Origin of the sequence: Mucilaginibacter sp. UR6-11 (genome assembly GCF_020880695.1) — a bacterium.
In the GTDB taxonomy this organism is placed as follows: Bacteria; Bacteroidota; Bacteroidia; order Sphingobacteriales; family Sphingobacteriaceae; genus Mucilaginibacter.
Map to the genome: position 1 here is coordinate 1,008,419 of NZ_JAJIWO010000001.1, position 15,497 is coordinate 1,023,915.

15 protein-coding genes are annotated in these 15,497 nt (G+C 42.5%); 9 read left to right on the top strand and 6 right to left on the bottom strand.

The window, feature by feature from the left end; all coding sequences use genetic code 11:
• Window positions 1-31 precede the first annotated feature (31 nt).
• Together LJ658_RS04755 and LJ658_RS04760 are read right to left on the bottom strand one after the other, a co-directional pair.
• On the bottom strand, window positions 32-853 hold the full coding sequence (locus tag LJ658_RS04755; protein ID WP_230545313.1) for a hypothetical protein: 822 nt from the start codon (window positions 851-853) through the stop codon (window positions 32-34).
• A gap of 89 nt (window positions 854-942) precedes the next feature.
• Window positions 943-1,767: a hypothetical protein gene (locus LJ658_RS04760; RefSeq protein WP_230545314.1), complete on the bottom strand. Its 825-nt coding sequence runs from the start codon at window positions 1,765-1,767 to the stop codon at window positions 943-945.
• A gap of 206 nt (window positions 1,768-1,973) precedes the next feature.
• Between LJ658_RS04760 and LJ658_RS04765 the strand changes: the two genes are divergently transcribed.
• Both LJ658_RS04765 and LJ658_RS04770 read left to right on the top strand, forming a co-directional pair.
• Window positions 1,974-2,858: a class I SAM-dependent methyltransferase gene (locus LJ658_RS04765; protein ID WP_230545315.1), complete on the top strand. Its 885-nt coding sequence runs from the start codon at window positions 1,974-1,976 to the stop codon at window positions 2,856-2,858.
• Window positions 2,859-2,977: 119 nt separating this feature from the next.
• A complete protein-coding gene (locus tag LJ658_RS04770; protein WP_230545316.1) occupies window positions 2,978-4,036 on the top strand; it encodes a hypothetical protein in 1,059 nt (352 codons plus the stop codon).
• A 95-nt stretch (window positions 4,037-4,131) separates the two neighbouring features.
• Here LJ658_RS04770 and LJ658_RS04775 read toward each other — a convergent pair whose 3' ends face one another.
• Window positions 4,132-4,521, bottom strand: a complete 390-nt coding sequence (locus LJ658_RS04775) for a DoxX family membrane protein (protein ID WP_230545317.1) — start codon at window positions 4,519-4,521, stop codon at window positions 4,132-4,134.
• 108 nt (window positions 4,522-4,629) lie between these two features.
• Between LJ658_RS04775 and msrA the strand changes: the two genes are divergently transcribed.
• The 5 genes from msrA (at window position 4,630) to LJ658_RS04800 (ending at window position 10,218) form a co-directional block, all read left to right on the top strand.
• Complete coding sequence (gene msrA, locus LJ658_RS04780; RefSeq protein WP_230545318.1) at window positions 4,630-5,175, top strand: peptide-methionine (S)-S-oxide reductase MsrA; 546 nt, start codon at window positions 4,630-4,632, stop codon at window positions 5,173-5,175.
• A gap of 2 nt (window positions 5,176-5,177) precedes the next feature.
• On the top strand, window positions 5,178-5,975 hold the full coding sequence (locus LJ658_RS04785) for a 5'-nucleotidase, lipoprotein e(P4) family (protein WP_230545319.1): 798 nt from the start codon (window positions 5,178-5,180) through the stop codon (window positions 5,973-5,975).
• Between the two features lie 76 nt (window positions 5,976-6,051).
• The gene (locus tag LJ658_RS04790) at window positions 6,052-8,493 is read left to right on the top strand and encodes a bifunctional YncE family protein/alkaline phosphatase family protein (RefSeq protein WP_230545320.1); all 2,442 of its coding nucleotides are present in this window, start codon (window positions 6,052-6,054) and stop codon (window positions 8,491-8,493) included.
• 96 nt (window positions 8,494-8,589) lie between these two features.
• Window positions 8,590-9,456 carry an aldose 1-epimerase family protein gene (locus LJ658_RS04795; protein ID WP_230545321.1) on the top strand — a complete coding sequence of 289 codons (867 nt, stop codon included), beginning with the start codon at window positions 8,590-8,592 and terminating at the stop codon, window positions 9,454-9,456.
• 3 nt (window positions 9,457-9,459) lie between these two features.
• Window positions 9,460-10,218 carry a class I SAM-dependent methyltransferase gene (locus LJ658_RS04800; RefSeq protein ID WP_230545322.1) on the top strand — a complete coding sequence of 253 codons (759 nt, stop codon included), beginning with the start codon at window positions 9,460-9,462 and terminating at the stop codon, window positions 10,216-10,218.
• Between the two features lie 98 nt (window positions 10,219-10,316).
• Here the strand turns inward: LJ658_RS04800 and LJ658_RS04805 are convergent, their stop codons facing one another.
• Window positions 10,317-13,148 (bottom strand): DNA gyrase/topoisomerase IV subunit A, encoded by a 2,832-nt coding sequence (locus tag LJ658_RS04805; RefSeq protein ID WP_230545323.1) that lies wholly within the window; start codon window positions 13,146-13,148, stop codon window positions 10,317-10,319.
• A 140-nt stretch (window positions 13,149-13,288) separates the two neighbouring features.
• Here LJ658_RS04805 and LJ658_RS04810 point away from each other — a divergent pair, with 140 nt between their 5' ends.
• Entirely contained in the window at window positions 13,289-13,654 is a 366-nt protein-coding gene (locus LJ658_RS04810) for a VOC family protein (RefSeq protein WP_230545324.1), read from the top strand.
• Window positions 13,655-13,657: 3 nt separating this feature from the next.
• On the opposite strand, the gene LJ658_RS04815 is transcribed toward LJ658_RS04810, so the two are convergent.
• Window positions 13,658-14,167 (bottom strand): YdeI/OmpD-associated family protein, encoded by a 510-nt coding sequence (locus LJ658_RS04815; protein ID WP_230545325.1) that lies wholly within the window; start codon window positions 14,165-14,167, stop codon window positions 13,658-13,660.
• A gap of 154 nt (window positions 14,168-14,321) precedes the next feature.
• Between LJ658_RS04815 and LJ658_RS04820 the strand changes: the two genes are divergently transcribed.
• Window positions 14,322-14,747, top strand: coding sequence for a hypothetical protein (locus LJ658_RS04820; RefSeq protein ID WP_230545326.1), 426 nt, complete (start codon window positions 14,322-14,324; stop codon window positions 14,745-14,747).
• A 107-nt stretch (window positions 14,748-14,854) separates the two neighbouring features.
• On the opposite strand, the gene LJ658_RS04825 is transcribed toward LJ658_RS04820, so the two are convergent.
• On the bottom strand, window positions 14,855-15,340 hold the full coding sequence (locus LJ658_RS04825) for a cytidine deaminase (protein ID WP_230545327.1): 486 nt from the start codon (window positions 15,338-15,340) through the stop codon (window positions 14,855-14,857).
• Window positions 15,341-15,497 lie beyond the last annotated feature (157 nt).

Below are 15,497 nucleotides of genomic sequence, written 5' to 3' on the forward strand. Positions count from 1 at the left end.
TTAGCCGCTAATTTGTATACCCTTGCTGATGTTATTTAGCCAGGGTGTATTCGCCCCAGCAATCGGTAGTTGAGAGTGCGCTTATGTAGGAGTTCGCCAGTTTTGAATTTACAACGTTCATCAGGGCTATGGTGCCGTCTTCATTCCGGGTGATCATTATGCCCGGCACAAAATCAATCTGAATCTCATTAAACCTTATATTATAGTTAAAATGAGTTTGGTCTTTGGCCGACATGCCCAATAATTTTAGTTCTATACTCATCTCAACCGTATAAACCATTTTATTATCAAACGCGTTTGCCACCTTTATCCCGTCTGTATTATAGATCGACGTTAGTGTGTCCAGGTCTTTTAACCCGGTTAACCGGATAAACTTAGATTTTTGGGCCAGATTTTCGTTATTGGTCTTCATTAGTGAATCCGCACGTTTCTCAGCGCCGTTTGAGCCCGCTACAATATCGGCGAAAGCATTAAGATTTATAACGGGCCTGTCCTGCATATCAAATACCGGGTAGGTAACGGTTATGCCGCCAACGGTAGTTTTTTTGGCAGCCTTACCTACCGTGAAAGAAACACCGCCATTAATTATTTTATTAATGATCTCTTTTTTTGTAGCCTGTACCGTTAAATAAAGTTTGTTATCGTCATTAGCTATTGTGTAGAATGCCTGTATCGACCTGTTATAGGCCTGTAATTTATTCCCCCATTCTTTGGCCTTACCATCAACTTTGATATTGGCCGGCGCGCGAAGTGAGTTTTTTTGAATGCCCGGAAGTTTTTGGGCGCTAACACTAATGGAAAACAATAAAGCAGGCCAAAGCAGCTTATAAGGTGTACGCTTAAATTTTTTCACTACAGGGGAATAATTGGTTAAATAAAAATACATAATAATTGGATGCCAGGCAATTAACATCGCTTTTATTTATTGACAGCTATATTATATTATTTAGCCAACGTATACTCGCCAAAAAAGAAGGTCGGGTTTGCAAAGCCAAGGTTGTCCGGTCCGGGATACCCTATGTTAACTTCGCTGCCGTCGCCGGCGGTATATACCATTCTCCGTCCGTCATCCACCACCCTAACCTCACCCGGAGGGCCGTTTACCTGTATTTTATATTTAAATGTGCCCGGTTTATCGGCCGCAAATTTTATATAACTAAGGGGTATAGCCAGTTCATACGTGTAAGATAACTTCTTATCAAAACGGGCCACTGCTTTAAAACCTTCAGTATTATAAACAGACAGTGTGCTATCCGGAATTGAAGGTTCGCCGATAACACCGATAGTTTTCAGCCTGTCGGCCAGGACGGCATTATAGGCGGTTACTACCGAATCCTGCATCGCATTGTTCCGGTTGGTATCCTTTACCGTTTCATAAGGGTTCCTCAAATTTAGATACGGCGGACGTTCTGATTTTCCATAAAACGGAAAAGTTACAGCCAGCCCGTCCTTATTTTGTTTGGGATCAGCCATTATGGTTAACGTAATACCGTTAGATAGTAATTTCCGGATGATTTTTCTTTCGGTAGACTGCACCGTGAAATACAGCTTGGTTGCGCTGTTTGACAGGGTATAAAACACCTCTGTTGTGCGGTTAAACGCCTGGAACTTATTATTCCACTCGGTAGTTTTACCATCAACCTTTATATCGGCAGGAGCAGCCACACTTGTAATTTGAATTTTTGGAAGCTTTTGAGCACTGACGATGACCGGGAATAGTAAAGCCGGCAAAAACAGCTTGAATGATTTTAGATTAAAATTTTTCACGCAGGTATATATTTAGTTATTATAAAATTACGCATTAAACCCAACCCCGAAAAAAAAACAGGTTAATCTAACAAACATGTTACTGCGGGGGTGCAATCGCGGTTTATCAAAAATCAAGCCGCCTATCCGTGTTAACTTTATAGTTATCCTTATATTTGCCCAAAATCAAACGTACTGCTTAAACGTATTGCGTATAATATACAAGTATGATCCAACTCCTTACGCCCATACACTGGAAAGATTACGAGCTTATTGATTGCGGCGATTTTGAAAAACTGGAACGTTTTGGTAATGTGACACTGATCCGCCCCGAGCCACAGGCAGTCTGGAGCAAGGTTTTGCCGCAGGCAGAATGGCAGCGTTTGCACCACATCAGGTTTAAGGGCCGTTCGGCCACATCCGGCGAGTGGGTAAAGAAAAATCCGGCGACGCCTGACCGGTGGCATGTTGAATATAAAAACCCCGAGGCCGCTATTAAATTCAGGCTGGCGCTTACCTCATTTAAACACCTGGGCATTTTCCCCGAGCAGGCCGTTAACTGGGATTATATATCGCAAAACATCAAAAAATTTAAAACGCCCGAACCCAAAGTGCTTAACCTGTTTGCTTATACTGGCGGCGCATCATTAATAGCCCGCGCTGCGGGCGCCGATACAACGCACGTTGATTCCATAAAACAGGTTGTGACCTGGGGAAACGAGAACCAGGAACTATCCGGCCTAAAAGATGTCCGCTGGGTGGTTGAAGACGCCCTTAAATTTGTAAAACGCGAATTAAAGCGCGGCAAAAAATATAATGGTATCATCCTTGATCCGCCGGCTTATGGCCACGGGCCAAATGGCGAAAAATGGAAATTGGAAGATCATATCAATGAAATGATGCAGGATGTGGTACAGCTGCTTGATCCCGAAGAACATTTCCTGATATTAAATACCTACTCTCTGGGTTTCTCGGCCGTTATTGTTGAGAATTTAATTAAAAGTGCTCTTCCTAAAGTACAAAACCTTGAAATTGGCGAGCTTTATTTGCAGGCCACATCAGGCATAAAACTACCTTTGGGAGTGTTTGGCAAATTTTATAAACACAAATAGCACTTTTGTGGATAATTTTAAGGTGACAGCCCCATTAAAAGATGTTATTTTGCACTTGGTATAATATGCCAGGCCCGTACCACACAATTAGCCCAAATACAGTAAAACAAATTGATTAAATGAAAAATATATTTCTATCCACAGTATTCATGCTGTCATCGTTAGGTTTATTCTCTAACTGCACTCAAAGTAAACCTGGTGTCAAGGATACTAAAGCAACAACTACAACCGCTGCTGCCGTCGAAAAAGAAGAACCCGCACCTGGCGACACCACTGTAAAAGTAGCTTACCCCCCTATTGATAAGAAACAGTACGATTCATTGATGAAACGCATGGCCCACGGTGATACCACCGGCAAATGGCCCGTTAAAAACACGCCTTACCCTATACCGGGTGCTATTTTACCTTTTAAAAGGGTAGTTGCTTATTACGGCAATCTGTACTCAAAAAAGATGGGCATTTTAGGCGAACTTCCGGCAAACGAGATGCTTGCCAAGCTAAAAGGCGAAGTGAAGCACTGGGAAAAAGCCGATCCGCAGGTACCCGTACAACCTGCTTTACATTATATTGCCGTAGTAGCCAGTGGCGATCCGGGTAAAGATAAAATGTACCGTCACCGTATGCCGTTCAAACAAATTGATACCGTTTTATATCTGGCTAAAAAAGCGCATGCCATTGTATTTTTAGATGTGCAGGTTTCTTTAAGTAATATCCGCACAGAGTTACCACTGTTAGAGAAATACCTGATTATGCCACAGGTGCATTTTGGTATGGACCCTGAGTTTTCTATGAAAGACGGTTCACTTCCGGGCAAAAAGATAGGCACCTATGATGCTAATGATATTAACTACGTATCGGGCTACCTTGCCGGCCTGGTTAAGAAATACAACCTGCCTCCTAAAATTTTAATTGTACACCGTTTTACTAAAAAGATGGTAACCAACTATCAAAACATCAAACTACACCCGGAGATTCAGTTAGTAATGGACATGGATGGCTGGGGTGAGCCTGACTTGAAAGAAGGTACCTGGCGTTACTTTATTTACAATGAGCCGGTACAGTTTACAGGCTTTAAATTATTTTATAAAAATGATATTAAAAAAGCACCTCACCACATGTTAACGCCCGAGGAGGTTTTGAAGAAAAAACCTTACCCAATGTATATTCAATACCAATAACTTGATACAACCGGAAAAAGAAAGGTCCCCTGAATTATCAGGGGACCTTTTTATTACAAATGATTGCCAGACCTGGCGATCATTAACTTTCGTAATTATACCGTCGGCTTAGCCGTAAACACGCTTTTGTAATATTTAATATACCCTATGCACAAAAATATATTCAATACAATAACCACTGCACCAACAGGTATCCCTGCGGGCAGTAATATGGCATGATATAGAAAGATGTTTACGCTGATAGGCAACAGCGCCAGTAAAAAGAATGCGGTGTAACGGTTTAATAACAAAAACAATCCGCTTACAATTTCAATAACTTTCAAATACTGGAAAAAATAACCCGAGCCCCAAAGACCACCGGCAAATGCACCTGCCGCACCAGTCGGCATAGGTTGTTTTGGCATGAAAGGAAAAAAGAAATTTAGTCCGAACACCACGAAGATCAAACCAAGTAAGATCCGGGCAATTAATACTGCAATTTTCATAAGTTGTGAGTTTTAAGTTTATTATACAAAACTTATCAATTAAATCGACAAATCAAATGTTTAAACACATATTTTTAAACCAAAGAGTCATACCTTCGTTATAATATTATGAATATACAGAAAATAACATTTGGCAGCGGTTGCTTTTGGTGCACCGAGGCCATATTTCAAACCGTAAAAGGTGTAAGGGCCGTTATATCGGGCTATATGGGTGGCGAAACTAAAAACCCGACTTATGAACAGATCTGCACCGGAGCCACCGGCCATGCCGAAGTGGTTGAGGTAGAATATGATGCGGATGAAGTTAGTCTTGACGAAATATTGCTGATATTTTTTAAAACGCACGATGCTACCAGCTTAAACCGCCAGGGCAATGATGTGGGGACGCAATACCGCTCGGTTATATTTTATCATACCGAAGAGCAAAAGCAAAAAGCCGAAGCAATGGTCAAAAGATTGACCGATGAACAGATTTACGACAAACCCATCGTTACCGAGATCAGCCCGGCAAGTGAATTTTATAGAGCCGAGGATTATCACCAGAATTATTTTGCTGATAACTCCTCAAAATCCTATTGCGCCTTTGTCATCCAGCCCAAACTAAATAAGTTTGCTAAAGAGTTTACCGATAAAATTAAACCGGAGCTATTATAACCATGAAAAAAATACTGCTGCTGACAGGTTTGCTGTTTTATTTTTTTGCCGCTAAAGCGCAGGATGCTTCAAAAACCCTGTCTATCGCCAACGGCGGTAAAGTATGGGCATCGCTGTACCAACAGCGAGCCGCCGAGTACAAAGCTTTATGTTTCCAGGCTTATAACCTGGCCAAATTGCGGTTAGATGCTGCTTTGAAACACAAAAGCAAAAAGCCCCTGGCGGTGATCACCGATATCGATGAAACGCTGTTAGACAATAGCCCCTATGATGCCATAAGGGCCGTAAATAACCTGGAGTTTGATCTTAAAGCCTGGAAACAATGGACCGCCAAAGGCATTTGCGATACAGTACCCGGCGCGCCTTCGTTTTTTAAATACGCGGCATCAAAAGGCGTAGCTGTTTTTTATATCACCAATCGTGATGAGGACGAACGCCCCGGCACCACAAAAAATTTAAAACTATATAACCTGCCGTATGCTGATGATGCGCATATTATCTTAAAACAAACGGTATCAAGCAAAGAGAGCCGTCGGCAACAGGTACTGGCAAAATATAATGTCGTACTGCTTTGCGGCGATAACCTGCCGGATTTTGACGCGCTGTATGACAACAAACCAACTGAAGAAAGCCGCAGGATAACTACCGAGAAACTTAAAAAGCAATTTGGCAGCAAGTATATTATTATACCCAACCCAGCCTATGGCGATTTTGAGAACGCCCTGTTTAAGTTTAATTATAAGCTAACCGGCGCGCAAAAAGATTCTGTCATCAGGTCCTTAATAAAATTAGATCAGTAACAATTATATTAAGTTTGTGTTAAATAGGATTTTACCGTAAATCAATTGCTATTTTTGATTTACCCAGTTAAAAATCATGAAACATAAACTATTATTTGGTTTTGCAGCGCTTATTACCATCGGGCTGCAGGCACAGGCGCAATTACCCGGTAAAATACCACAAACCGGCCAGGTACTTTTGCCTAACGGATGGAAATTGAGTCCGGCGGGCACGGCGCTGCCATTAGGCGATCTGCCCTTAAACATCCAGCTTTCGCCATCCGGAAAATTGCTGGCTGTTACCAATAACGGGCAAAGCACACAATCAATCCAGCTAATTGACCCGGTTAATGAAAAACTGCTTGATGAAAAAGTAATCGGGAAGTTATGGTACGGATTAACCTTTAGCCATGATGAGAAGCACCTGTATGCATCAGGCGGCCACGATAACTGGATAATAGATTTCAGGGTAAAGGATAATAAAATAATCCCCGCCGATACGATTAAATTTGGTTTACCTTATCCAAAAGACAAAATATCGCCAACCGGCATCGTTGTTAATAGAAGCAATACGCTTTTGTATACTGTGACCAAAGAGGACAATAGCCTGTATATCGTCGATTTAAAAACCCGCGCTGTAAAATCAAAAATAAAACTGGCTTCCGAAGCTTATAGCTGTACGTTGTCGCCTGATGAAAAAATCTTGTACATATCTGCCTGGAACGCTCAGGAAATTACCCGTTATAATACGGTATCCGGCAGGCTAAGCAATATTAAAGTGGGCAGCCACCCCAATGAATTGCTGCTAAACAAAAAAGGCACACGGTTATTTGTTGCCAATGCTAACGATAATTCGGTATCAATTATAAATACCGCGACTGACAAGGTAACCGAAGTGGTTTCAACATCATTGTTCCCGACAAAGTTAACCGGGTCAACTACCAACGGGCTGGCATTATCTGCCGATGAAAAAACACTTTACATTGCCAACGCCGACAATAACTGCCTGGCTGTTTTTGATGTGAGTAAACCCGGCAACAGTCAAAGCCGCGGTTTTATTCCGGTTGGCTGGTATCCCACCAACGTTAAAACATTGGGTAATAAAATTTTAGTAGCTAATGGTAAAGGGTTTACTTCAATGGCAAACCCCGACGGGCCACATCCGATAAGAAAAGCAGATAACAGCAGCTATCAAAAAGGCGCTACCAATACAAAAGAGCAATACATTGGCGGCTTATTTAAAGGCACCTTATCCTTTATCAATACCCCTACTGGCGGTCAGCTTAAAGTTTATACCAAACAGGTTTATGCCAATACGCCGTTTAATGATAAATTAGAAAAAATGGCACCGGGCGAACAGGGCAACCCTATCCCCCGCAGCCGGGCAGATCAATCACCCATTAAATATGTGTTCTATATCATTAAAGAGAACCGAACTTACGACCAGGTTTTAGGTGACCTGCCAAAAGGCAATGGCGACACTTCGCTTTGTATTTTTGGCAATAGCGTTACCCCCAACCTGCACGCTATAGCCAATGAGTTTTCATTGCTTGATAATTTTTATGTAGACGCTGAAGTAAGTGCAGATGGCCATAACTGGAGCACGGCCGCCTATGCAACCGACTATATTGAAAAAACCTGGCCAACCAGCTATGGTGGCCGCGGTGGCGATTATGGCAGCGAAGGCGTGCGCAAGATCGTTGATCCGCGCGATGGTTATATATGGGATTATTGCAAACGCGCCGGGGTAAGCTATCGCAGTTACGGCGAGTTTGCCGCCTATGGTAAAACAACTATTAAAGCTTTAGAGGGGCACATGTGCGTACAAACACCCGGGTTTGATTTAAACATAACCGACAGGTTTCGTGAAAGCGTATGGGCGCATGATTTTGATTCGCTGCTTAATATTAACCAGGTGCCGCGGCTGAATATTGTACGGATGGGTAACGACCATACCAGCGGACAACGTAAAGGCGCAATTTCGCCAATTGCCGCTGTTGCTGATAATGACCAGGGTGTAGGTATGCTGATCGAGCATCTTTCAAAAAGCCCGATCTGGAAAGAATCGGTAGTGTTTGTTCTGGAAGATGATGCGCAAAACGGATCAGACCACGTCGATGCGCACCGGTCGCCGGTATACGTGGCCGGGCCGTATGTAAAGCGCAATGCCGTGGTACATGGCATGTACTCAACATCAGGCGTACTGCGTACCATGGAACTTATTCTGGGCCTGCCGCCGATGAGCCAGTATGACGCCGCGGCCATGCCTTTATATGATTGCTTTACCAGTGCGCCTGATTTTACCCCCTACCGGCTAAAAGCGCCACTGGTTGATGTAGAAAAACGCAACATCGCGGTAAATAAAAGCAGTAAGATTTCTGATTCATTTAATCTTGCGGATGAAGATAAGGTACCGGATTTGTTGCTGAACGAAGTGGTATGGAAATCGGTAAAAGGCGAAAATTCGGTTATGCCGGCGCCAAGGCGGAGCGCTTTTGTAATTTTAGAACAAAAAAGCAAAAAGGATGATGATGATTAATCAGGTTTGAGTATGTTTATCGGCGCGAATAGTGATTAAGTTAAAACTACTGTGTTTGATAATTGTTAAACTATTCAACCATTAATCAACCCGATAATGACGATCATAGAGAACCATCTTTTTAAAATAGCTATTCGTAACCAGGGCGGCGAGCTCACCTCTTTTTTTAACAAAACTACCGGCGTTGAACACTTATGGCAGGGCGATGCGGGCATCTGGCCCTGGCATGCCCCTAACCTGTTCCCGATAGTGGGGCAATTAATAAACAACGAGCTTTTGGTTGATGGGAATACCTACGAATTGCCGAGGCATGGTTTTGCCCGCACGTCAGAATTGTTATTGATATCGTCAAACGAACAATCAGCCTGGTTCTCTTTGCCGTATTGCGAAAAAACGCTGGCTAAGTATCCTTATAAGTTTGATTTCCAAATTCATTACGACCTGATAGACGATGCCTTGCGGGTAACTTATAAGGTCATCAACCTGGATAAAAAAACTATCTATTTTTCGGTTGGCGGGCACCCCGCTTTTAATGTGCCGTTTAACAAAGGCGAAAACCACGAGGATTATTATATTGAATTTGAACTGGACGAAAAGTTAGAAACGCATCTGCTTTCATCCGAAGGCACATTTAATGGCGAAACCGAACCGGTACCCACCGATAAAGGCAAGCTATTTTTAACCCGCGAACTGTTTGCTAAAGACGCACTGGTATTTAAAAACCTGCGCTCAAGAGTGGTGACTATTAAAAGCACCCAACACGATCAATCATTAACAGTAGAGTTCCCGCATTTTAACTACCTGGGACTCTGGAATAAACCCGGTGCAGATTTTGTTTGCATTGAGCCATGGTTGGGTTGCGCCGATAGCACCGGAAAACATGTTGAAATCAGCCAAAAAGAAGCCATACAAAAACTGCAGGTAGGACACGTATTTGAGGCTGCCTTTTTTATAAGTATGTAGCAAATGACGGCTCCGACCCAGCGTTTTAGTAACCGTGTAGATAATTATGTAAAATACCGGCCCGGCTACTCCGAACAGGTATTGGTTTTTTTGAGTGAACAGGCGCATCTTTCTAATCAATCCACTATCGCGGATATCGGTTCGGGTACCGGTATATTCACCAAATTATTACTGGATAAGGACTATAAAGTTTATGCCGTTGAGCCCAACGACGCCATGCGCCAGTATGCTGAAGAAGATCTAAAAAAATACAATACATTCCATTCAGTAAATGGCACAGCGGAAAAAACAACATTGGCAGGTAACAGCATGGACCTGGTAGTTTGCGCCCAGGCTTTTCATTGGTTTGATCAGCAAAAAACAAAATCCGAATTTAAACGAATCTTAAAGCCTAACGGCTTAGTGGCCCTGATCTGGAATAACCGGCAGATAGAAGCGGACGCTTTTGCAATTGCCTATGAGCTTCTATTACAAAATCAGGGGTCGGACTATAAAGAAGTAAATCACCGAAATATTACCGACATTAATTTTAATAATTTTTTTAGTGGCGGGAAGTATGAGCTGGCAAAATACAGCCACCTACAGGTTTTTGATGAAGATGGTTTAGTGGGCCGTGCGTTTTCGTCATCCTATGTTCCTCCAAAAGATACCGAAGCTGGGCAAGCTTTTCTGGCCCAGTTGAAATTGCTGTTTGAACAGTATCAAGCTAACGGCACAGTAAACTTCGAATATCAGACAGAGGTCTATTTAGGTAAGATTTAATCCCTTTCCGAAATTCAGCTTAGACTAACCAACTAATTATTCATTTTATTTCAGAACAGATTACTATCCAGCATCTTATAAAATAGATCTTTATCTCTTTAAAATAACCCTAACTGTCCCTTATCGTCTATATCGATATCATCTGGATTAGTTATCTCAAAATCTATCTTTTTAACCGGCGGTTCTTCCGCAGGCTTTGGCGCTTCAACCACAGGTTCAGGCTCTTCGGCAGGCTTTTCTGCCAACGGCTCAGGTTTTTGCGCCCGTATTGGTGGCTTTGGTTTTTCTACCGGCAGGGATACGGGCTCTTCCACTATCGCAGGCGCCTCATCCAATACTACTTTATCCTCCGGTGTTATTAAGATTTCGGTATCGGCAACCGAATCCGGTTCTGGATCCGGTACATCTTCCTCATCGTCATGCTCTGCTTCCAGCACTACGCTTTGTATAATATGGACCGATAACCGGTTACCCATTGCTTTCATACCTTTAACATCAATCAGGTCGGCCAGGTTAAGCTCAACCGTCTCGGGCGTTTTTGCCGCACCTTTTAACTGATCAACCTTTACTACAGCCTGCGACGCACCTGATATTACGATCAATTTTGATCCGGGCTCTTCACTGATAATGCTGGTTTGTTTACCGATAACCGTATTCTCAAAAACGAAACGTTTAACCAGGTAGTTTTTTGATTTGCCATCATAATGCACTACCGAAAAAACTTTTTCCGGATTATATTTTTCGATAATGACCATCTTATCATCAAAATGGTTATTCAGGTCGAAACTGGTTAGTTCATAAACGCCGTTGGCAAATACGGTCAGTATCCGGTCATCACCGTCAAACTCGCCCAGGAACTTGCCACGCGCGTCAATATTTAAACGTTTTAAAATATCGTCATACCAAATTTTACGCCCGGCAAGGGTTGAGACCCCTTTGCTCTTTAACAGGATCTTTTTAACCGGGTATTTGGTAATGATATTACCCATTGACCCGCGACCTTTAATAGCCAGCAACGCAAAGTCCTCATCAAACTGCAACTTCTTTAGTTTCGCGTGAGGCTTTAACTGTACATTAACCACCTCGGCTTCGCCGTTGGGGTTGGCAGAAAAGTATAAAACTTTTGAGCCCTTGCTACCCTTGGTCAGATCATACTCCTTATCGCGGGTTACGCCGGTAACTGCAAAACGTTTGATATAGCTTACGCCGCTTTGCCCGTCTTTATAAATCATGTTGTATACAGTGCGTTCATCGTTCTTTTTAAATACCGCAACGTGAATGATCTCTTTCCCCACAAAAACTTTCTCCTGCACTTTGGTGATGATACAGCGCCCATCTCCGCGAAAAACAATGATCTCATCTATATCAGAACAATCGCCTACAAATTCGTCTTTCTTTAAGCCCGTCCCTATAAAGCCGTCCTCGCGGTTAACATATAGTTTAACGTTTGCCAATGCCACCTGCGATGCCTCAACCTTATCAAAAGTGCGCAACTCTGTTTTACGCTCACGGCCCTTGCCATATTTCTCTTTTAACCTTTCAAACCAGTCGATGGTATATTCGGTAAGATGTTTAAGATGATTTTTTACGGTTTTGATCTCATTTTCCAGATTTTTGATCTGCTCGTCCGTTTTCTTAAAGTCGAAACGGGTAATGCTGCTCATCGGTTTATCGATCAGCTTGCGATAATCCTCGGCCAGTATCGTGCGATAAAACAAAGGCAAAAATGGCTCGAACAACCGATTTAATACCACCAGCACTTCATCAAACGTACCAGATTTTTCATAATCCGGATGCTTGTACATCCCTTCCTGGATAAAGATCTTAAGCAATGAGCTGAAGAATATTTTCTCCATTAACTCTTTAAGCTTAATCTGCAGCTCCAGTTTAAGCAGCTCTTTGGTAAATCCGGTGCTTTCGGTAAGCATATCGTTCACGCTCATAAAGCGTGGCTTATCGTTTTGTATTACACAGGTATTTGGCGATATAGACACCTCGCAATCGGTAAAAGCATACAGGGCGTCAATAGTCACATCGGGCGAGATACCCGGCGCCAGGTGGATCACTATCTCCACATTTTGCGCGGTATTATCTTCAATTTTTTTGATTTTGATCTTACCCTTATCATTGGCAGCTATAACGCTGTCAATCAAACCGCCGGTGGTTGTTGTAAAGGGGATCTCGGTAATAACCAGCGTCTTTTTATCGCGCTCCACAATTTTTGCGCGTACGCGGATACGTCCACCGCGCTGTCCGTCATTATAGGCAGATGCATCCGCCATCCCGCCGGTGGGAAAATCAGGCAGCAAATTTGGTGTCTGACCCCGTAATACAGCAACCGATGCATCCAGTAATTCAATAAAGTTATGGGGTAATATCTTGGTGGCCAAACCTACCGCAATACCCTCGGCGCCCTGTGCCAGCAGCAACGGAAATTTTACCGGCAGCGTGATAGGCTCTTTGTTACGGCCATCATAGCTGGCCTGCCAAATGGTAGTATCGGCATTAAAAACAACCTCTAACGCAAATTTGGATAACCTGGCCTCAATATAACGCGGCGCGGCTGCCGAGTCGCCGGTTACCGGATCGCCCCAGTTGCCCTGGCAATCTATCAACAGGTTTTTTTGGCCTATTTGTACCATGGCATCGCCAATTGACGCATCACCATGCGGATGATACTTCATGGTGTTACCAATAACATTGGCGGCTTTATTAAAACGCCCGTCATCCATCTCTTTAAGCGAGTGGAGGATACGGCGCTGTACGGGCTTTAAACCATCATTTATATGCGGAACGGCACGGTCAAGGATTACATACGAGGCGTAGTCAAGGAACCAGTTTTCATACAATCCGTCGAGTGAGGTTACGTTATGGATTTTATCGTCGTTATTTGCAGCAGGTATATCGTTTTCGTTCAGATCTTCACTCATTAGTAACTAAAAAATTTGGATGGATAAAGATAGGGAAATGTAAAGATGTCCGAATAGGCAGACATCCAGATTTTATGCACATTTTTAACTTTCTTAACTTAAATTGACCCGTATTAAAGATTATAAAACAAACACCTTTTATGAAACTAAGAGTAGCCCGTCATACGTCCGACCTGAAATCGCTGATCAACTTTTACACAATTATTGTGGGGTTGGAAGTAATTGGCGATTTTAAGGACCACGCCGGTTATAACGGCGTTTTTATAGGTGGCAAAAATACAGGCTGGCACCTGGAGTTTACTACTTCGGCCCATGCTGCAAACCATCAGGCAGATGATGATGACCTTTTAGTTTTTTATGTTGATGAAGAAGATTACAATAATATCAGGACAAATGCGGCGGCTAATAACATCAGGCAGGTGGAAGCTAAAAATCCCTACTGGGCCGCTAATGGTTTTAAGCTGCCTGACCCGGACGGGTTTAGGGTTGTGATTACAATGTGCTAAGTATCAGTCTTCGTTTCTCATTTCGCGGATCATTACATTATAACTCCATTTACGCAACATAGCATTTATGGTGTTAACGATTCGTTTTGCGCGTGTCTCGTCAGTTTTTGCGCTCTCTATCCATTTGATAAAATAATTGCGATGCGACATAGCCAGGCCTTCAAATTGGGTAAGCGCTTCCGGATCAAACTCAAAACATTCCTGCAGGTCGGCTGGTACCGCTACCTTAAAATCTTTATGTTCCTCCAGCTTCACGGTAAGCATAGCGCCAACTTCTTTGCGGATGCTTTTGCGGATCTCGGCTTTTATGGGCATGATAAATCTCCCCTCGCCCATAGGCAAAAGTGCGAAACCCTGAATAGGAAAACTGTCTAACATACCACGCACCCGGAAGGCTTTTTTATTGCCCGGTTTTAACTTTTGAGCAAGGTCTGCCGGGATTTCAATATACCGCCAGCCTGTTTTTTCGCCCTGCTCGCCAAACTGCAAAATGGTGGTTTTATACTCGATCATGCTATAAATATCCCCTAAATATGGATCATTTAAAAATAAGACAAATGTTAAATTTTGGTTAAATCGATAATAAATATTTTTTTCTGTGTAACGTTTTGATGGGTGCCGCTGTCTTATGGATATAAAAATTAATTAATAACCTTAAATACATATTATGAAAACTTTAAAATCAATTATGCTAGGTTTAGCATTTTTAGTAGTTGGCACAGTTGCCAACGCTTCAACTAAACAAGCTACAGCTGCCTTAACAAAAAACGATGTTTTAAATATCTATGTGAACGCTGTAATTCACGGCAAAATAGATGGTGTTGAAAATATACTTGCCAAAGACGTTAAGTTCACCATGTACCGTGGCGACAAAGAATTTAACCTTGACAAAAAACAATTATTGGAGTCATTAAAAGCATCAGAAAACATTGAACAAGGTTGCACCTATAATACCTCAATTTTGGATGAAACCGATAACAGAATGACCGTTAAATTAACCATGCGTTATGATGGCTACGTACGTGTTAACCTGATAACTATCGCATTAAACCACGCCGATTTTAAAATTACCAAAATCGAAACACAATCTTAATTTTAGTTTAGTTTTGTTTATAGTTAAGGCTGCCGTAACGGGTGGCCTTTTCTTATATACGCTAACTTATTATGACATCAGCCTGGCCTTTCGGAAGCGACAAGAGGTTATGACAGCCGGTCTTCAAAAAACAAAAACGGCAAAAAGGCTTCAATACCGTTGGTTACCCAAACAGGGCCTTTACTAGCAAACAATATAACTTTTACCGGTTGTTTCTGCTTTTTTTCGTATTCGGCTAATACCTGCAAGCACGACCCGCATGAGGTTATTGGCTTTTGTAATTCAAATTCATCTGTATGGGCGGTTACAGCCATACTTATAATAGGATCGGCCGGATGGTTGGCACCCCAATAAAAAAGGGCTACCCGCTCGGCACACAGGCCTGATGGATAGGCTACATTTTCTTGGTTGCTTCCATGTATTATTTTACCGCTTTTTAAAAGCAACGCCGCCCCTACTCTAAATTTTGAATAAGGCGAATGCGAATTTTCCATTGCTTTTACCGCCTCCGCACACAAATCCCGGTGGGTTGTTTCTAATTCTTTCACAGAAGCATATTCCTGGAAAGCTATTTTTATTTCGTGGTTAGTCATTAGCCTCACCTACCCGCTCCAAAGGAGAGGGTTCTTTTTTAAGTTTATAAAAAAACATTCCCACCTCTAAAAAAGAAGGGGGAAACAAGATAAGGAATTATCCGGTAAATTAAAATGGAATTAACTATCATCAGCTGCGGCGTGACAATCACGCCGC